Consider the following 17,191-nt stretch of genomic DNA (forward strand, 5'->3'; position numbering starts at 1 on the left):
AGCCTCGGCCCGGAGGCCGTGCCTGTCCGGGTTCACAATGGGCTGCTTGGCAGACCGCAGAGCGCCAACGGGCGGGGCCGTTAGGTGTCGACCGCGTGGCGTCGGGGCGGCCGTCCATGCCCCCGAGCCACAATGAAAGGCCGAACCAGACTGCCTGACGACAACTCGGGCGTTCGAAACTCCCGATTCAAGCCTTCCACGCAGGGATCCGGGTGCTAGTTTTCCAGGGATGCTTCAACAATTCCGGCTGGAGGAACCATGTCAAAGGACATCAGGGCGGCACTCGTCAAAATCACGGGCCGGGTCCAGGGCGTCGGCTACCGGGCCTGGGTGCAAGCGGAGGCGCTGGATCTCGGCCTGACCGGATGGGTTCGAAATGAAAACGACGGCAGCGTGCAGGCCCTCGTCGTCGGCACGGACCGGTCTGTTGCCGACATCCTGGAACGGTTTCGAAAAGGCCCCCCTGGCGCGATTGTCCGTTCCGTCGAGCAGCACGACACGTCGCTTGCCGAACCGCCGACGGATTTCCGCATAACGAAATGAACCGAAACGCCGATCGAGCGACGATCCAGGAACCTGCGATGGCAAAAATTGCACCCATGTTCGAATGTACCAACATAAAAGGAAAGGTGGCTGCCATGACGATCACGACCTTCACCAGTCGCGAGTTTCAGCAAAACGCCAATCGGGCACAAAAGGCAGCGCAAGCCGGCCCCGTCTTCATCACGAACAGAGGTGAAACGGGGCATGTGCTGCTCAGCTACGAGCACTATCAGCGCATCACGGGAAAACGCCGCAATATTGTAGAGGCTTTGTCGATGCCAGGATTGGCCGATATCGATCTTGAGGTTTCCCGTTCGCATGAACTGCCGCGCCCGGCTGATCTGTCCTGATGTTCTTGCTCGAGACAGACGTTTTGTCCGAACTGCGCAAGGCCGGCTCGGGAAAAGCCGACCCCAATGTCGTTTCATGGCTGTCGGATCAGGAGAGTGCGGCATTCTTCGTTTCGGCCGTGACAATCATGGAGCTGGATCTCGGCATTCTTCTGGTCGAAAGGCGCGATCCTGGACAAGGCGAACGGTTGCGCATCTGGATGAACGACTATGTTTTGCCCGAATTTTCCAAGGGAACCTTGCCGGTCGACCGTGCTGTCGCGCTGCGCTGTGCTCGCCTTCACGTTCCGGATCCTCGGCCGAAATGTGATGCCTTCATCGCCGCAACCGCGCTCGTGCACGCAATGACGATTGTGACGCTCAACGTGACTGATTTTGCGCCGATGACTGAACACATCATCAACCCGTGGGATCACGCTTGAGGCCTGGAGAACGGGCGCAAGAAACGCCGCTTCGTCACCGACATTTTCACCTGCGGTCGTGCCGGGAAAGACGACGCGTCGAATGCACCGTCTATCGTGACGCGGCCCCAGCCTTTCGAACCAGCGTCAAATATTGCTGCGGCTCCTGGCTGGCGTCAAACAGGCGCAAGGCGGATAGTGGACGCTGTCTATCCGCTCAAGAACTCGTGCCCCCTGCACGGAATGCGCCCGACCGTGAGAGCCCGACCGTGAGAGCCCGACCGTGAGAGATTGTCGCGACGGCTTGAGAATGCGGCGCTCACGCGCCGCCTTCCCTCACCTGCAGGGCCGGAATGCCGAGTTGGCGCGCCTTGTCGGCCAGATTGCCGGTGATGCCGTTGCCGGGAAAGACGATCAAGCCGACCGGCATGACCGACAGCATCGCATCATTGCGACGGAAGGGAGCGGCCTTGGCGTGTTTGGCCCAGTCCGGCTTGAAGATGACCTGCGTCACCTTGCGGGTGTCGGCCCAGCAGGCGGCGATACGCTCGGCGCCTTTCGGCGCGCCACCGTGGAGAAGGACCATGTCGGGGTGCTTGGCATGAACCTGGTCAAGCGTCTTCCAGATGCGCAGGTGATCGTTGTAGTCCATGCCGCCGGCAAAGGCGATCTTGGTGCCGGGTGGAATCAGAACCTCGGTCTCGGCCCGCCGGCGGGCCGAAAGAAAGTCTCTGGAATCGATCACCGCCGCAGTCATCTGCGCGTGATTGACCCTGGAGCCCGCATGCGGGCGCCAGGCCGAGCCGGATTGTGCCTCGAAGAGGTCGGCGGCGAAGTCCCGCATGAATTCGAAGGCATTGCGCCGTTCGAGCAGCGATATCCCTTGGGCGATCCGACGTTCGAGCTCGACGCTTTTGATCTCCGAGCCGTCCTGTTCGCGCTGGCCGGACCTTTGTGCGTCCTCGTTGCGATCGAGCTCGCGCTGGACACGCTCGCCGGCGCGATGGAAAAGGTTGACGACGGACCAGAGCAGCCCCTCGAGATCCGGCTCCATCCGCGTGTCGCCAAAAATCTCAAACAGCGCGTCGAAGATCGCCGTGAGCGCGGCGGAGACGACGGGCTCCTCCGGAAGCGGTCGCTGATCGGGCTCATCCTCGAAAGGACGATGACCAAAGAGCTGCATCTCATAGATGACCTCGCCGGTCGGCGAGGACGCGTGGCCGGGTTCGATGTCGTCTTTGAAGGGAAGGGAAAGGTCCATGCTGATCTCCATCCGGTTGCGGCCGCGCCTCTCGCGGCCTGACAGCGGACCGATGCATGCGCAGGCGGGTTGGAACCGCGGCGCTGGCGCCGCGGCCCAGCGCAGCGCCGGGCGGCGGAAGGAGGGTTTCTTGGCTTGGGCGAGGAGTGCCGGCGAAAGCCGGCACGGGGAAGAAACCCGGATGACCCGCTGAAAGCCCGGCCTTCGCATGCCAAGGGTCGCGTATGAGCAGGCCCGCGGGCGCGCCCGCTCCGAGCGGAATCCGCAGGACCTGGCCTTCTGCGAAAGGCGGTCCGACGCTACCCACGCCTCCCCGTCATTGTGCCGGCCGCAAGGCGGCTGCGTCTTCCGGTGCGATTTGATCGCGCAGGTGTGCCAGCAATCGATCGGCACCGAGATGGAGCAGATCCTCGTTGAAATCGCCAAGCTCAGGATTGAGAACCTGCGTTCTGATGCCGAGCGCCTCTGCGCGCCGGCGCAGCGTTGAAACCGCGCGGCGGCCGGCTGCGTCCGCATCCTCGGCGATATAGAGCCGCAGACACCCGGCAGGCGGCACGAAGGCAGCAAGATGGGCGGCGGAAAGTGCGGCCGCCATCGGCATGCCGGGAACCACCCGCGACAGCGAAAGTACGGTCTCGAGCCCTTCGCCCGCGACCGCAGCGGCGACATCGCCGTCCGGAGGAAACCGGAAGCGCACGGCGTTGCCGAGCAGATGGCCGAGCGCGCGGCGCGGATCTTCGATCCTGGCCTTTCCGTCGCCTTGCGGATCAAGAAAGGTCCGATGGATTGCGGTGACCTCGCCGATGGAATTGGTCACCGCCGCCACGAGTGCGGGAAAACGGAGCGAACGACCTGTTTTAAGGTCGCGGCAATGACAGGCCGGATGAAACCGAAGTGCGGCATGGTCTGCTGCCCCGTCGATGCCACGACCAGACAGATAGCGCTCGGCAAGGGTGCCGTTGATTGGCTGTGTCATCGAAAGCAGACGGCGGGCGCGCTCCGGCGAGGCCCCGCCGTCCCGCCAAACGGGCCGCCCGCTGTCATCGAAGGGCCGTGCGGCCGTGGGAAGCTTGAGAAAGCGGCGGGCCTCGGCTGCAACGTCGCGAAAGGCGTTCAACCCGCCGCTCTCGCGGATGAGATCAAGAAGGTCGCCATATTGGCCGGTCGCCGCATCGGTCCATCGGCCCGCCCGCGGGCCGGTCAGACGAACATAGAGCGATCGGCCGCTATTGTTGGCGACGTCACCGACGATCCAGTAGTTGCCGGCCCGGCGACCGGCAGACAGATAATGGCGACAGACCGCCTCGGCGACCAGCGCCAGGCGATCTGCCAGCTCCTCAGCCGATAGGCCGAAGCCGGGATCATCAACAGGATCCGACATTATCCGCTCGCACCTTCGAGAAGCTTTCCGGCTTTTCCCTCCAGTTCAAGCCGCGTGTCCTGGTTGGATTTGTCACGCGCAAGCGCGGTGATGCCCTGGACGAAGTCGAAGACGCTTTCGGGCGGCCGGCCCTCCTCCCTGAGAACCGTTTCGATGATCCCGGCTGTCTCCCCCCTCGAAAATCCTCGCCTGCGGAGAAAGGCGTGGCGATCCTCCTCGCTGCGGGCGACGATCCGTTCCCGTGCGGCCTTGATGCCCGCGACGAACGCGGCCGGAGAGGAGTTCGCAAAGCGAGCGAGCGCCGGCGCCGCCTCGTGGGCGAAGCGGTCGGCGGCAAACTTCGAATGCCGGATACTGATCTCCTCGAAACGCTCCGCGCCCCAGATGTTGCGGTTGGCGCAGACGGCCCGAAGATAGAAGGAGGCAATCCCGAGCGTCTTCGATCCGACCTCGCTATTCCAGGCGTAGAAACCACGGAAGAACAGATCCGGTTCGCCGTTCGGCAGGCGTCCGGCCTCGATCGGATGGGTGTCGTCGACGAGGAAGAGGAAGACGTCGCGATCCGAGGCATAGAGCGTCGTCGTATCCTTGGTGATGTCGACAAACGGGTTGTGCGTCATGCTCGCCCAATCCAAGAGCCCCGGCACCTTCCAGATCGTGTCGCCGGTTCCGTTGCCGGCGAACTTCATCACCGCAAGGACGAGTTCGTGATCCCAGATCCGCCCATAGTCCGGTCCGGTGACGGCGCGCAGCTCGGTGCGGCCGTCCTCCATCTCCAGCGTCTTGACCAGTTCCGCGCGGTGCTGAAGCAGTCCGTGCTGCAGATTGATTGCGGAAAGCGGTGCCGGCAGCCGGCGGAGATAGGCGGCGGGAGCGCCGATCAGGCTGCAGAGCTGGCCGTAGCTCCAGTGCGTCGGCGCGATCGGCTGGTCCTTTCCCGGAACGATCAGTTCCAGGCGTTCGGCATTGTCGCGTGTCGCCTCGACACGAATCGCGGCGCTCTCGACGGTGCGCACCTGTGCATGATCGGCGCGGCGTTTGACTGCGCGATAGAGTTCGCCAAGCGAAAGATAGCGTTCGTCGTCGGGACGCAGGAACCATTCCGACGACACCCGACCGATGCGCTGCCCTCTCGAAATATCGACCTTGAAGCCGGCTAATTTCTGCGTTGAACCAAAATCCATGTTGCTCACCGGATTATCTCCTCAAACAGGAACGCCCGGCTGATCTGCCAATGCAGGGCCGGGCGCGATGCGTTTGTGGGAAAGAGCCCGGCCGGATGCCGGGCGCCGTTGCGACGAAAGTGGAATGCTATTCGGCGGCCTCGTTGGGAGGATGGTCGCCGTCATCGGACCATTCGCCGGTCTCGTTGCGGGAGCTGTCATCCGGATCGGCGCATGCCCCGGTTTCGAGCCTCCCGGTTTCAAGCATCCCGGTTCCGAGCGACCCGGTTTCGATTGGCTCGATATCGGGACCCTCGGTTTCATCGGCCGTGGTCGAGGCATCGGGGTTGAGGATTGCGAGGGGGGCGACCGCGTTGGCGGCACGCAGAAGCTCAGGAAGCCATTCGATGTCCTGAAGCAGACGTTCGCCTTCCGCTGCCATGTCGGTCTTCTTCAGGTGGCTGATGCGCCGGGCGGCCTCTTCGCCTCTGGCTTCGCGAACCGATTGCAGGATCTGGGCCTTTGTGACGCGTCCGAGATAGTTGTCCACCGTCGGCTTCCATCCGGCCTTGATCATGTCGAACTCGATCGAGCGGGCGAGTTCTTCGGCATGGGCGATCGCGCGCGGTCGCCTGTTCCATGGCTCGACGGCAGCGTTCAGGCAAAGCGAGGCGCAATGGGCAAGAAGCGCCTGTTGGCTGGCCTCGTCAAGAGCGATGAGATGGCCAAAGACCCCGCCCGGATCTTTGGGAAGATCCCGTCCCCAGGCTGCATGCCGCGCTTCGATGTCCCTTGCCCAGGGCGTGTCGGCAAGGCCTTGCGTCTGCGCGAAGTTGGTGATCTGGAGGTTGAACTCGAGGCAGGTTTCCGAGGCGTAGGGATAGAAGGTCTTCAAGACGAAGGCATGCAACACGGCGGTGAAGGCCATTGGCGGCTTCTGCGCCAAGGCGTTGCGCAGGGCGACCGTGCGGGTGGCCGTCAGGTCGAGGATCAGGCGATCGGAGAGCGGCCGGATCGCTTCTTCCTCGTCCTCGTCGCTCAGCGCTCCCGTCGATGGGCGAACCACGGCGTCGCCGGCGATGCCAGGGTCCTGATCGGGGTCTTCATCAATAGAGGCACTGTCGCCCGGCTCGACGGTCACCTGGTCTTGCGGCAGAAGAAAGCCGCGCTCGACCTTCAATTCGCCGTTGGCTGAAAGCGAAACGAAGGCGCCCCCACGGGCGACGTCGGCCTCGAGGAAGACGATCGGCCGTTCGTTCAGTCGGTCGAGCTCTGCGCCGAGCTGCTCGAGCCGTCGCTCGGTTTCCTCGCTATAGGCTTCGGCTTTGGCATACTCGGCATCGAGCGCGTCATAGTCGCCTTTCAATCGGTCGAAGGTCGCAAGCTCCTCTTCGGACCATTCGGTCGGCTCGCCATAGAAGCGGCCCAGTGCCAGGGCGTGGCCATGGGGAAAGTCGAACGCAGCCTCGACCCATTTCCATCCCTCCTCCGTCTTTATGCGCTCAGCATCGGCATTGAGCCTTGCGATGGCAAGTTGCTCGAGTAGCGGCGGATCCTGAAGCCAGCCGCCCTGATCCTGTTCGAACAGGTCGCGCAGCACGACACCGCCGGCGGCCTCATAGTCCGCGACGCCGACATAGACCGCACGACGGTCGCTGGCGCGGATCGCGGTTTCCGTCAAAAGCCTGCGGATGTGATAGGGATCGCGAAACGACTGGCGCGACAGCGCCTCCCAGACCTCTTCCTGGCGGTCATGGTTCTCGGTGATCGAAAAGGCCATGATCTGTTCAAGCCTGATCTCGTTATCGGCATAGAGCGCGAGCAGGCGCGGCGAGACCGAGGCCAGCCGGAGGCGCTGGCGCACCACCGCCGGCGAAACGAAGAACCGTGCAGCAATCTCATCGTCGCCGAGCCCCTGTTCCCGCATGGTCTGAAAGGCGCGATACTGGTCGAGCGGATGCAGGTCGGCCCGCTGCAGATTTTCGGCCAGCGAATCCTCGACTTCGAGCGTCTCGCTCGTGCTTACGATGCAGGGGACAGCGGCGTTCTTGGACAGCCGCTTCTGCAGGACGAGCCGTTCGAGCGCGCGATAGCGTCGTCCGCCGGCAGGGATGCGGAACATGCCGGTTTCCCTGCCGTCGGCATCGACCTCTGCCCGGACGGTGAGGCTGGTGAGCAAGCCGCGACGGGCAATGTCCTCGGCCAGATCCTCGACGGAGATGCCGGCCTTGATCCGCCGGACATTTTGCTGGCTAAGGATGAGCTTGTTGAACGGGATGTCGCGTGCGCTGCTGAGTGTGATGTTCGGCATATTCTGCGCCATGATGGTTTCTCCACGACGGGCCGGCCGGATCTCTCTCCAAGCCTCCCAACCCGTCACCCGACCCCTGCCCCCCTCTCCCTCTGGACAGGACGCCCAGCCGCCGCGACGGGCTCCGCCTGGTCCTGCCACGCCCGTCGGCCGGTGATGTTTCGGCGCGCCAAGTGGATTCCCCATTGTTTTCACGAACTTGTTTCGCCGCTTCGAAAACCCGGCAAGGCGACCATGTCTGGCGCCATTGACAAGCGTCAAAGGCGCTCAACATAGACTTCATCGACGCTGGAGGGCACAGGGATGACCTATTTCGAAGAAACGCGCCGCATAGGCTGTCAGAATGCCAGTGGACGACCACTGGTGATCATCGAGCAGCGCAAATGGGCGGTCGGCAAGACGACGGGAAACGCGAAGGCGCCGGTTTATGATTACATGACCGAGGACGGCGAGATCGCCAGCAGGCTCGATGACGAGACCTTCCTCCTGTTGATGACGGACGAGGTTTTTCACAGGGCCTGAACCTGTGGCGGCACGCTGGCAAGATGATTGCCCACGCGGCTGGAACAGGGCTGCGATGACGGTGATCCCGTTGATGTCGATGGATGACTCTGTTCGATTGATCACGATCAGGGCCGGAAAAGCTTGCTCTCTGTCACCTTTGCTTCATATTTCGCGCCTACGGGGAGATCGCAGGAGGCTCGAAGCATGACCAAGGCGTGGACGGTCAGTCGCGGACCTATTGCGGCGAACGAGATTGGCATCGAAAAAGCCAATGCGATCAACTTATTGCTTGTTCGCCCGATCGGCATTTTGCCGACCGTGCCCGGCGATCAGATCAGACCTTTTGCGGTCGGGCTGTTTGACGAGATCCGCCTTCTCCTCAAGCCTGACATTGCGGTCACGACGTTGCGTCGCGCCGTCGCTGCTTTTGTGCATTCCAAGCGCTATTATTTTGCAAGCGCCCAGCCCGATGCCATGCGTCACGATATCGATGGAAACAGCGTCGAGGCGATCGTTGAAGCGGATCGCCTCATCGCGCAGCAGCGGTTCCTGACATTGCAGCGCACCCGCGCGCAACCGGATGACGCCCAGTCTGGCTCCAGGGTCGGAGCGGGACAGAAAAGGGCCCGCGCCGACAACGTCCCCTCCGATGGCTGAGATCGCCGTGGCCGGAACGCAGTCTTGCCCGTGGGGCAATTATGGTTAAAAAACCGTAAATAGCTGTTTTTCCTGGCATAATTCGGCATTTGTACGGCTGACAACGGATCGTGCCGGATCGGCATCCTCGCACGAAAGGCTATGGCCGCGCCGAGAGAAGTGCATAGCCCTGGCCATAGATCGTCCTGATCCGGACGTTGTCGGAGCGGGCGAGAACCCGGCGAAGGCGTCCGACATAAACGTCTATGGTTCGTTGCTCGACGGCCTCAGGATGAGGCCACACGGCAGCCAGGATCTCGTTGCGGGAACACGGCTTGCCGCCATTCTTCATCAAGGTCAGGAGGATTCGCGCCTCGGTCGGCGACAGGGATTCGCTGCGTCCATCGACCACCACGTGGGTGAGATCGGGCGAGACCGAAAGACCGGAACCGAAGCCGTTGTCTTTGACGCCTGTGGCGCCATTGTTGCGCTCGGCCGATCGAAGAAACGCAAGCAGCCGTTCGGGCGCCAAGGGACGCATGATGCCGTCGTCGAGCCCGGCATTCATCATCCGCAAATAGGTGCCGGTCGTGCCGGGCCCGATCAACGCGCCGGTTTGCACGCCGGACGACCTTGCCAGCGTACACAGGGCAACGACGTCTCCGAGCCAGGCAGCCGCGTCGACGATGGCTGCGAGGATGCCCCCTGCCTGCAGCGCATGTTCAGCGTCTGCCGTGCTCGTTGCCAACACGGCGACAAAGCACTCTGTTGCCAGAATGTAGCGAAGCAGCAGATAGAGCTCCGGATCTTCGCTGCAGATCAGAACGGTCTTCGCCATCGGGTTCCTCATCTTTCGGATTCCTCGTCTTTCAGCTTGGCGTGAATTCCCCGCCATTGACATCGAGGATCGCGCCGTTGATGAACCCGGCCTCATCGGAGGCGAGAAAGGTGACGGCTGCAGCAACGTCGTCGACGGTGCCGAGACGGCCGCTAGGAATGCGGGCGAGTGCCTCGCGATTGCTCGCGCCGTCGGCAGGCCCCGTCATCGCCGTCAGGATACGACCAGGTGCAATGACGTTCGACGTGATCCCGTCGCCGCCATATTGCGTAACGATGATCCGCGAGAGGCCGGCAAGCGCCGCTTTCGAGGCAGCGTAGGCGGCACCGGCGATCCGTGGCCGCGTGCGTCCCGCCAGAGAACCGACCAGCACGATCCGGCCAAAATGGCAGGCCTGCATTTGGGGCAGGACGGCCCGGCAGCATAGCATGGCACCTGTGAGATTGACGGAGAGCACATCGTCCCACTCATTCTTGACCGTCGACCCAAGCCGGGACGGACGGCCGTCGGATCCCTTGGGTGAGATGCCAGCACAGCAGACCAGGATCGAAACGGGGCCGAGCTGCCCGGTCACTTTCGCAAAGAAAGCCTCGACTTCGCCCTCGTTTCGGAGGTCGGTTCGCGCCACCAGGATCGAATCCGCATCGGTGAAGGCAGCGAGGGTTTCCTGCGCTGCCTTCACCGCATCCGGGCTATGCCCGCAGACGGCAACTTTATGGCCGCTTTTCAGAAAGCGCTGTGCCGTCGCCAGTCCAATGCCGGTCGTGCCGCCGCTGACGACCACGACCCTGTGCCCGTTCGTCTCGTTCATGTCGCCCTACCAATGACAAGCGATTTAACGTCTGCCCTTCCGGCTTGGCCTTTGATGCCTCGTCCATGCCGGCGAACAACGATATTGGGGGATGGGCCTCTGGATCGATCATCACCTCCAGAAGAAGCGGCGATCGGCCGGCCAGACCGGAGCGGATGTGATGCGCCAGTTCGTTCGGATCACCAACCCGCACGCCCCTGCAGCCGCAGGCCTCGGCCATCAGGCTATGGTCGACGTCGACAAAATGGCAGGCGCTGGTGTAGCGGCCGAATTTCACCGTTTCGGCATCCCGCTGGAAACCGAGTATCCCATTGTTCAGAAGTATGATCAGCAGCGGGATATCGCTTCGCACCATCGTCTCGATCTCGGCCCAGCTATGGGCAAAACCACCGTCACCGACGAGAGCGACGACTGGTTTGTCCGGTTCGGCAAGTTTGGCGCCCATCGCCAGCGGCAATCCCCATCCGAGACCGGCGAGACCGCGCGGACTGAGGAACCGCATGCCGGGTGAAAGCGCGCGCAGCTGGCCCGCGATCCACATGGAGGAATAGCTGGCGTCAGCAACGACGGTGGTGTCAGTGGAAAGCTGCAGCTGCAGTTCCCGCATGACCCGTTCGGGCCGAATCGGGCTGCTATCCGAGCGGCTGACCTCGGCACGGTCGACGTCGAATTTCGACCAGCAGTCGGCGATCCGTGTTTCAAGAGCGCGCCGCGCGTTTCGCCGAAGCGTCAGGTCTTGTGCGGACAGCGCGACGCGCAACGCATCGATCGTCTCTGCGGCGTCTCCGGCCAGCCTGACCGCCTCATAGGTCCGACCGATCTCCTCGGGGTCAACGTCGATGTGGATGACGGTCGCCGACGGATCGATCTGCCGCCAGCTGTCGGTACCGTTTTGGTTGGTCCTGGTGCCGACGAGAAGCACAACGTCCGCCTCCTGCACGAGCGGCAGCGTGTGGCGACCAAGCGAGCGCGGACCGACCAGGGCACCGAGGACGCCGGCCGACAAGGGATGGTGCTCGTCAACCGCCCCCTTTCCCATGTTGGTGGTCAGCACGGGAAGTGACGCCTCGTCCTGCAGCCGTGCGAGCGCATTGGCCGCGCCGCTCGAATGAACCCCGCCACCGGCGAGGATGACAGGGGCACGTGCGGCGGCGAGTGCGCCGGCCGCCCGGACGATCTCGCTTTGCGCGGGGCGGACTCGATCAAGCGGCCAGGACCCGAGGTTGACCGATCGCCGCCGCGGCGCGTAGTCGACGGTCTCTCTCAGGAGGTCGGCCGGAAGCAGGAGCACGGCCGGGCCGGGGCGGCCGGTAACCGCCGCGGTGAAGGCGGCATCGACATAGTCGTCGATGCGCGCGGCGACGACGACCTTGCGGACCCATTTGGCGCAGGCCTGGAACAGCGTGAGGTGGTCGAGCTCCTGAAAGGCATTGCGGTCGGCCTGATCGCGTTCGACCTCCTGGACCAACGCGACGATCGGAATGGAGGCTTTCAGGGCCTCGGCCAGCGGCGGGACCAGCAGCGTCGCAGCCGGGCCGTTCTGGGCGGCGACGACGCCGACCTTGCCGGATCGACGCGCATACCCGTCGGCCATGACGCCACCCATGTTCTCCTGCCGATAGGCGATCTGACGGATTCCGATGGCTTCTGCGGCCAGGATCACCGCAGAGGGGAGGCTTTGACCGAAGATCATTGAGACGCCGTGGCGTCTCAGCGCCAGAGCGATCCGTTCCGCAACGGTCTGGGGTTCGAGAGCGGTTGTCATTGGGCAGCCTCCAGGCCGTGTACGAAGGGAGAGGAGAGAAATGTCGCGAAGGTGTTGACGATCGTATCGGCGTCGGATGCGGTCATTGCCGTCGACAGGCAGGCAGCCGCGCCGTTCGGCAACAGTATGCCATTCTGCAGAAAATGATCGCAGAGCGCCTTGCTAACCGCGCTCTCGGCGCCGTTGGGATAGCCGCTGCGGAAATCGACGGGTTCGGTCTTCTTGGGATGAATGCGAAAGAGCGAGGCAGCGCCCGTGACGCTGAAGGATGCGCCGGTGCGATCGATCTCTTCCCGGAGGCTTGCGCGGATCGCCTCGCCGAAGGCGTCCAGTGCCTCGAACGCCTCCTCGGTCATGGCCTCCATGGCGATCCGCCCGGCTACCATGGAAACCGGGTTGGCCGAAAATGTGCCGCCCTGCGGCAGCAGCGGCCGGCCCTTGTCGTTGGCAAAGACCGTCATGACATCCCTGCTGCCGCCAATGGCGCCGACCGGAAAACCACCGCCGATGATCTTTCCGCAGGCGATCAGATCCGGATGGAGGCCGTAGCGCGCCGATGCGCCCCGATAGGATTGGCGCAGATTGAGGACCTCGTCGGCAACCACCAGGAGCCCATGTTGTCGGGCGAGTGACTGAACGGCTGCCATGAAATCGGGCCGCGGCGCGAGCAACCCGGCGCGACTTGGCATCGGATCGATCAGAATGCACGCCGTGCGATGTCCGACCTCGTCCAGGAGCCGGGTGAGCCCGGCAATGTCGTTGAAGCGCGTGACGGCCACGTCGCTGATCACGGAAGATGGCATGCCGTGATAGGCGGCGACCGTCACGGGTTTTGATTCGGGACCCCAGCTGACGGGAGAACCGGACTGGCCTGCCTCGGCCCAGTCGTAGGCGCCGTGATAGGCCCCTTCGATGCGCACGACGCCGGGCCGGCCGGTATAGGCTCTGGCAGCCTTGATGGCGAACATGACAGCCTCGGTGCCGCTGTTGACAAAGCGCACGTGTTCGAGTGCCGGAATACGCTCGATCAGCAGTTCCGCAAGCGCGATCTCATGTTCGGTCGGATTGGAAAAGCAGGTGCCGCGGTGCAGAAGATCACCGACGGCATCCGCGACCGGCAGGAAGCCGTGGCCGTGGATGAGGGTGGTGAAGTTATTGTTGAGATCGAGAAAGCGGTTGCCGTCGACGTCGATGACATGGGCGCCCTCCCCGCGTGCGATGTAGAGCGGTGTCGGTTCACGGTCGACGGTGACCCGGGTCACGCCGGCTGGAAACACCCTGCGACCGCGATTGTAGAAATGGCTAGACCGGAAATGCGAAGGGGGCCGCGCCATCGGCGTGTTCTGTCTCTGTTGCATCGTCTCCTCCAGGATGCACCATGCATCCGAACGTTGATATTTGTTACAACAAAAATCACAATGATGACGACGTTGCAACAAAAAATTTCAACTTCCGGGAATGGCGCCGCCGGGATAGCGCAAAAGCGCGGCCTTCTTCAGGCGGCGAAAGCCGTCGCGAATGTCGTTTTCGACGGCAGCCCTCAGCGAATCCGCATCGCGTTCGACCAGTGCTTCGATGGCCATCATGTGATTGTGGACGCCGTAGCGCTGTTCGGCGAACTCGGGATAGAGATCGTGAAACGAGGATCCGACCCGGAGCCAGAGGTTTTCAATGACCGCCAGGAGATGCGGCATGGCGCAGAGCCGATAGATGGTGAAATGGAACTCCTTGTTGTCATAAAGCGCATCGGCGTAGCGCTTCTCGTCGAGGGAAAGCGATATTTTATCCTGCAGAAATAAAAGCTTGGAGATCGTCACGTCCGTGACTGTCCGGCACCCGCGCGCAGAAGCCAGCCCCTCCAGCGCCAGACGCATCTGGGTGATCTCGTAAAGGGCCTCCAGGGTCAGAAAGGGCACGATGACGGTTTTCGGACCCGCCATGACAAGTGCTCCCTCCACCACCAGGCGATTGATCGCCTCGCGCGCCGGCGTCGATCCCACCGAGTGGACCTCAGCCACGGTGCGGATGGGAAGCTTCGTACCCGGCTTGAAGGCACCGCGGGCCAGCTGATCGCGCAGCGCCTCATAAGCAAAATCACTTAGCCGCCCCGCGAATTCTTCGCGTTTCGCCTCACTCTTGGTTGTATCTTCATTCATATTTCAGCCCCCGGCATTGACAGATGTCATTTTTTGTTGCAACAAAACGAACATTGTGAACATTATCCGTTTCAATGTGACAGCATAACGCGATTGAGAGCAATCGCAACGACACCCCATCCGGCGTCCCCGGATTGCGGCAGCACGCCTGCGCACGGGTTCGAGAAAACATGGCGATCAAGGGAGGAAAGAAATTTGATCGGTGCCCCTGTAAGAATAGACGGTGCATATAAGCACTTCGGCGCCTATTGCGCCGTCCGCGACGTCTCGATCGACATTTTAGCAGGAGAGTTCCTGTCCATTCTCGGTCCGTCAGGCTCGGGCAAGACGACGCTTCTGACGCTGATTGCCGGTTTCGATATGCCGAGTGCAGGCCGTATCGTCATCGGTGAGCGCGACGTCACCGCGCTTGCCCCGAACGAACGGGATATCGGCATGGTGTTCCAGCGCTATGCGCTGTTTCCGCATATGACGATCGCCGACAATATCGCCTTTCCGCTAAAGATGAGGGATGTGGGCACGGCCGAGCGCAAGGAGCGGGTTGCCGCCGCCCTTGACCTGGTGCAACTCGGTGCGTTCTCGGCCCGCTATCCGCACCAGCTCTCCGGCGGCCAGCAACAACGGGTCGCCGTCGCCCGGGCGATCGTCTTCGAACCGCCGGTCCTCCTGATGGACGAGCCGCTCGGCGCGCTCGACAAGAAGCTGCGCGAGAGCATGCAGTTCGAGATCAAGCAATTGCAGCAGCGGCTGGGTGCGACGGTCATTTACGTCACCCATGATCAGGAGGAAGCCTTGACGATGTCGGATCGCGTCGCCGTCATGGCCGGCGGCCAACTCGTGCAGCTTGGAAGCCCCGCGGATCTCTACAGTCGGCCGCAGACAGCCTTCGTCGCCGATTTCGTCGGACGCATGAGCTTTGCCAAGGCGGTCTATCTCGGCCGGGCTCAGGGGATGCACGCGCTTCGGCTCTCGGAAACCGTCGTCGTCGAGGCGACCGGGCTCGATCCGGCAATCAGGCCGGGGGCTGCCGTCACGCTCGCCATGCGACCAGAGCACCTATCACTGGCGCCGCGCGCCGCTGGCGGCAACAACACGATACCCGGCACGCTGGAGGCGACCGTATTTGCCGGAGCCTTCGATCTTCATCTGGTGCGGGCGGATGCTGCGGATCGGCCGCTCATCCAGGTCCAGACACCCGTCGGATCGACGGCGGGCACGCTGCGCCCGGGCGCGGCGGTCGACATCGTCACCATCCGTGATGCGCTGCATGTGTTTGCAGACGAGGTGGTGTGATCATGGTTGCGGTCACCCCACCATCCTTTCGCCGCGCCACGCGCACCGCAGCCACACCTGCCGGCCGCTACGGACCGCGCGCCTGCCTCATGCTGCTCGCCCCGCTGGCGGTGCTGTTGTCGATCGGCTTTGTCTATCCGATCATCCGGTTGGTGCTGATCAGTCTCGGCGACGGCCCTGCCGGCCTTGGCCAGTATCGCCGGATCTTCGCAGCCGGCCTCTACCTCGAGGTGCTGTGGCGGACGATCACCATGGCCGGTCTGGTGACGCTTATGTGCCTGATGCTCGGATATCCGGTGGCCTGGGCCGCCGCCAGGGCGCGGGGCCGGCTTTCGAGCCTGATTATGGCGGCAATTTTCATTCCGCTCTGGACCTCGGTTCTTATTCGCTCCTACGCGTGGATCGTGCTTCTGCAGCGCAGCGGACTGGTCAACACCGTCCTTTTCGAATTCGGCCTGATCACGCAGCCATTGAAGCTGCTTTACACCGATGGCGCGGTCGCTGCCGCGATGACGCATATCCTTTTGCCGTTCATGATCCTGCCGATCGCAAACAACCTGCGCACCATCCCGGACGATTACGGCCGTGCTGCCTCGAGCCTGGGGGCCGGCCGGACGACCACCTTCATACGCGTGATCCTGCCACTATCGCTGCCTGGGGTCTTTGCCGGCTCCGTCATGTGCTTCATCCTGGCGATCGGCTTCTACATCACACCCGCGCTCGTCGGCGGCCCCGAGGCGATGACGATGTCAACGCTGATCGGACAACAGACCACGGTCGCACTCGACTGGCCGTTTGCCGCGGCGCTGTCCACCGTCCTCCTCGTCGTCACGCTGCTCTTCGTCATCGTGTTCCGACGCGCACTTTCCCTCAGCAAAGGAACAAGCAGTGTCGTCTGATGTTTTTTTGGCACGTACCGTGCTGGTTCACCGGGGCCGCCCAATGCGGCGCGCCGTCTTTCGACTTGCAGCAGGCCTTGCGGTCGGCGCGGTGCTGTTCTTTCTTCTGCTGCCGACTTTGCTTGTCATACCGATGTCGCTGAGCAGCACCGACTATATCCGGCTGCCGCCCGCCGGACTGACGCTGCGCTGGTATGCGGCATACATTGCCGATCCGGACTGGCGGGCCGCAACGCTCTTCAGCCTGGAGATCGCCAGCGCGACGACGATCGCAGCCACGCTGATCGGAACACTGGCCTCGCTTGCGGTCGTCCGTGGCACTTTGCCAGGACGCGGCACGCTCCAGGCCCTGGCAATGGCGCCGATGATCGTTCCACATATCGTGTTCGGCGTTGCGCTTTATCTCGTATTCGCGCCGATCGGGCTCACGGGCAATTTTGCCGGTTTCGTGGTCGCACATTCGGTGCTCTCCATTCCCTATGTGGTGATCACCGTTACAGCCGCACTCGAACGTTTCGATCCGTCGCTCGAGCTTGCCGCGCTCAGTTGCGGCGCCACCCGCACAAGGGCGCTCTTTGCCGTGGTCGTGCCGAATATCATGCCGTCGCTCGCCGCGGCGGCGATCTTTGCGTTTCTTGCCTCGTTCGACGAGGCGACCGTTGCCTTTTTCATCTCTGACGCCGGCGGCAAGACGATCAGCCGTAAGGTGTTCGAGGACATCGACTTCAACCTCACTCCCATCATCGCCGCGGTCTCGACTCTCATGGTCGCCGTCTCGCTGCTGTTGATGGGATCGGTCGAACTCCTGAAGCGCCGCCGGGAGGATTAGGCGGCCATTCTGACTAATGGAGAAACAACATGAACAGGTCCATGATCTAT

Annotated in this window: 17 protein-coding genes; 8 read left to right on the top strand and 9 right to left on the bottom strand. The window is 62.9% G+C overall.

Going from position 1 to position 17,191, the window contains the following annotated elements:
* Positions 1–258: 258 nt before the first annotated feature.
* From EV561_RS24910 to EV561_RS24920, 3 genes are all read left to right on the top strand, one after another.
* Positions 259–543, top strand: a complete 285-nt coding sequence (locus tag EV561_RS24910; protein ID WP_132525525.1) for an acylphosphatase — start codon at positions 259–261, stop codon at positions 541–543.
* 95 nt (positions 544–638) lie between these two features.
* Positions 639–893, top strand: coding sequence for a type II toxin-antitoxin system Phd/YefM family antitoxin (locus tag EV561_RS24915; protein WP_132525651.1), 255 nt, complete (start codon positions 639–641; stop codon positions 891–893).
* Complete coding sequence (locus EV561_RS24920; RefSeq protein ID WP_207910591.1) at positions 890–1,315, top strand: type II toxin-antitoxin system VapC family toxin; 426 nt, start codon at positions 890–892, stop codon at positions 1,313–1,315. The genes EV561_RS24915 and EV561_RS24920 overlap by 4 nt, the downstream gene beginning before the upstream one ends.
* Positions 1,316–1,613: 298 nt before the next feature.
* On the opposite strand, the gene EV561_RS24925 is transcribed toward EV561_RS24920, so the two are convergent.
* The 4 genes from EV561_RS24925 to EV561_RS24940 form a co-directional block, all read right to left on the bottom strand.
* Positions 1,614–2,555, bottom strand: a complete 942-nt coding sequence (locus EV561_RS24925) for a DUF2493 domain-containing protein (RefSeq protein ID WP_132525529.1) — start codon at positions 2,553–2,555, stop codon at positions 1,614–1,616.
* A gap of 316 nt (positions 2,556–2,871) precedes the next feature.
* Positions 2,872–3,936 carry a toprim domain-containing protein gene (locus EV561_RS24930; RefSeq protein ID WP_132525531.1) on the bottom strand — a complete coding sequence of 355 codons (1,065 nt, stop codon included), beginning with the start codon at positions 3,934–3,936 and terminating at the stop codon, positions 2,872–2,874.
* Positions 3,936–5,120, bottom strand: a complete 1,185-nt coding sequence (locus tag EV561_RS24935) for a DUF932 domain-containing protein (protein WP_132525533.1) — start codon at positions 5,118–5,120, stop codon at positions 3,936–3,938. The genes EV561_RS24930 and EV561_RS24935 overlap by 1 nt, the downstream gene beginning before the upstream one ends.
* 127 nt (positions 5,121–5,247) lie before the next feature.
* On the bottom strand, positions 5,248–7,422 hold the full coding sequence (locus EV561_RS24940; protein WP_132525535.1) for a ParB/RepB/Spo0J family partition protein: 2,175 nt from the start codon (positions 7,420–7,422) through the stop codon (positions 5,248–5,250).
* 291 nt (positions 7,423–7,713) lie between these two features.
* Here EV561_RS24940 and EV561_RS24945 point away from each other — a divergent pair, with 291 nt between their 5' ends.
* Positions 7,714–7,932 (top strand): hypothetical protein, encoded by a 219-nt coding sequence (locus EV561_RS24945; protein ID WP_132525537.1) that lies wholly within the window; start codon positions 7,714–7,716, stop codon positions 7,930–7,932.
* Between the two features lie 186 nt (positions 7,933–8,118).
* Positions 8,119–8,571 carry a ProQ/FINO family protein gene (locus EV561_RS24950; RefSeq protein ID WP_132525539.1) on the top strand — a complete coding sequence of 151 codons (453 nt, stop codon included), beginning with the start codon at positions 8,119–8,121 and terminating at the stop codon, positions 8,569–8,571.
* A 139-nt stretch (positions 8,572–8,710) separates the two neighbouring features.
* On the opposite strand, the gene EV561_RS24955 is transcribed toward EV561_RS24950, so the two are convergent.
* The 5 genes from EV561_RS24955 to EV561_RS24975 all read right to left on the bottom strand — a co-directional run bounded on the left by EV561_RS24955 (position 8,711) and on the right by EV561_RS24975 (position 14,120).
* Positions 8,711–9,388, bottom strand: coding sequence for a response regulator transcription factor (locus tag EV561_RS24955; protein ID WP_165927905.1), 678 nt, complete (start codon positions 9,386–9,388; stop codon positions 8,711–8,713).
* Positions 9,389–9,419: 31 nt separating this feature from the next.
* Positions 9,420–10,199: a 3-oxoacyl-ACP reductase FabG gene (gene fabG, locus EV561_RS24960; protein WP_132525543.1), complete on the bottom strand. Its 780-nt coding sequence runs from the start codon at positions 10,197–10,199 to the stop codon at positions 9,420–9,422.
* Positions 10,102–11,964 carry an acetolactate synthase catalytic subunit gene (locus EV561_RS24965; protein WP_132525545.1) on the bottom strand — a complete coding sequence of 621 codons (1,863 nt, stop codon included), beginning with the start codon at positions 11,962–11,964 and terminating at the stop codon, positions 10,102–10,104. The genes fabG and EV561_RS24965 overlap by 98 nt, the downstream gene beginning before the upstream one ends.
* Positions 11,961–13,322: an aspartate aminotransferase family protein gene (locus tag EV561_RS24970; protein ID WP_132525547.1), complete on the bottom strand. Its 1,362-nt coding sequence runs from the start codon at positions 13,320–13,322 to the stop codon at positions 11,961–11,963. The genes EV561_RS24965 and EV561_RS24970 overlap by 4 nt, the downstream gene beginning before the upstream one ends.
* An 87-nt stretch (positions 13,323–13,409) precedes the next feature.
* Positions 13,410–14,120, bottom strand: coding sequence for a GntR family transcriptional regulator (locus tag EV561_RS24975; protein ID WP_132525549.1), 711 nt, complete (start codon positions 14,118–14,120; stop codon positions 13,410–13,412).
* A gap of 195 nt (positions 14,121–14,315) precedes the next feature.
* Between EV561_RS24975 and EV561_RS24980 the strand changes: the two genes are divergently transcribed.
* From EV561_RS24980 to EV561_RS24990, 3 genes are all read left to right on the top strand, one after another.
* Positions 14,316–15,413: an ABC transporter ATP-binding protein gene (locus EV561_RS24980; RefSeq protein WP_132525550.1), complete on the top strand. Its 1,098-nt coding sequence runs from the start codon at positions 14,316–14,318 to the stop codon at positions 15,411–15,413.
* 89 nt (positions 15,414–15,502) lie between these two features.
* Positions 15,503–16,312, top strand: coding sequence for an ABC transporter permease (locus EV561_RS24985; protein ID WP_245512910.1), 810 nt, complete (start codon positions 15,503–15,505; stop codon positions 16,310–16,312).
* A gap of 43 nt (positions 16,313–16,355) precedes the next feature.
* The gene (locus EV561_RS24990; protein ID WP_132525554.1) at positions 16,356–17,141 is read left to right on the top strand and encodes an ABC transporter permease; all 786 of its coding nucleotides are present in this window, start codon (positions 16,356–16,358) and stop codon (positions 17,139–17,141) included.
* The last annotated feature ends 50 nt before the right edge of the window (positions 17,142–17,191 follow it).

It is taken from the genome of Rhizobium sp. BK376 (assembly GCF_004341625.1).
Lineage (GTDB): Bacteria > Pseudomonadota > Alphaproteobacteria > Rhizobiales > Rhizobiaceae > Rhizobium.

Bases quoted from the DNA above. Each gene is read 5' to 3' on its own strand.
- EV561_RS24945 (WP_132525537.1), top strand. From the start codon at position 7,714: ATGACCTATTTCGAAGAAACGCGCCGCATAGGCTGTCAGAATGCCAGT.
- EV561_RS24990 (WP_132525554.1), top strand. From the start codon at position 16,356: ATGCGGCGCGCCGTCTTTCGACTTGCAGCAGGCCTTGCGGTCGGCGCG.
- EV561_RS24930 (WP_132525531.1), bottom strand. From the start codon at position 3,936: ATGTCGGATCCTGTTGATGATCCCGGCTTCGGCCTATCGGCTGAGGAG.
- EV561_RS24910 (WP_132525525.1), top strand. From the start codon at position 259: ATGTCAAAGGACATCAGGGCGGCACTCGTCAAAATCACGGGCCGGGTC.
- EV561_RS24935 (WP_132525533.1), bottom strand. From the start codon at position 5,120: ATGGATTTTGGTTCAACGCAGAAATTAGCCGGCTTCAAGGTCGATATT.
- EV561_RS24985 (WP_245512910.1), top strand. From the start codon at position 15,503: ATGCTGCTCGCCCCGCTGGCGGTGCTGTTGTCGATCGGCTTTGTCTAT.
- EV561_RS24965 (WP_132525545.1), bottom strand. From the start codon at position 11,964: ATGACAACCGCTCTCGAACCCCAGACCGTTGCGGAACGGATCGCTCTG.
- fabG (WP_132525543.1), bottom strand. From the start codon at position 10,199: ATGAACGAGACGAACGGGCACAGGGTCGTGGTCGTCAGCGGCGGCACG.
- EV561_RS24950 (WP_132525539.1), top strand. From the start codon at position 8,119: ATGACCAAGGCGTGGACGGTCAGTCGCGGACCTATTGCGGCGAACGAG.
- EV561_RS24925 (WP_132525529.1), bottom strand. From the start codon at position 2,555: ATGGACCTTTCCCTTCCCTTCAAAGACGACATCGAACCCGGCCACGCG.
- EV561_RS24975 (WP_132525549.1), bottom strand. From the start codon at position 14,120: ATGAATGAAGATACAACCAAGAGTGAGGCGAAACGCGAAGAATTCGCG.
- EV561_RS24955 (WP_165927905.1), bottom strand. From the start codon at position 9,388: ATGGCGAAGACCGTTCTGATCTGCAGCGAAGATCCGGAGCTCTATCTG.
- EV561_RS24940 (WP_132525535.1), bottom strand. From the start codon at position 7,422: ATGGCGCAGAATATGCCGAACATCACACTCAGCAGCGCACGCGACATC.
- EV561_RS24915 (WP_132525651.1), top strand. From the start codon at position 639: ATGACGATCACGACCTTCACCAGTCGCGAGTTTCAGCAAAACGCCAAT.
- EV561_RS24970 (WP_132525547.1), bottom strand. From the start codon at position 13,322: ATGCAACAGAGACAGAACACGCCGATGGCGCGGCCCCCTTCGCATTTC.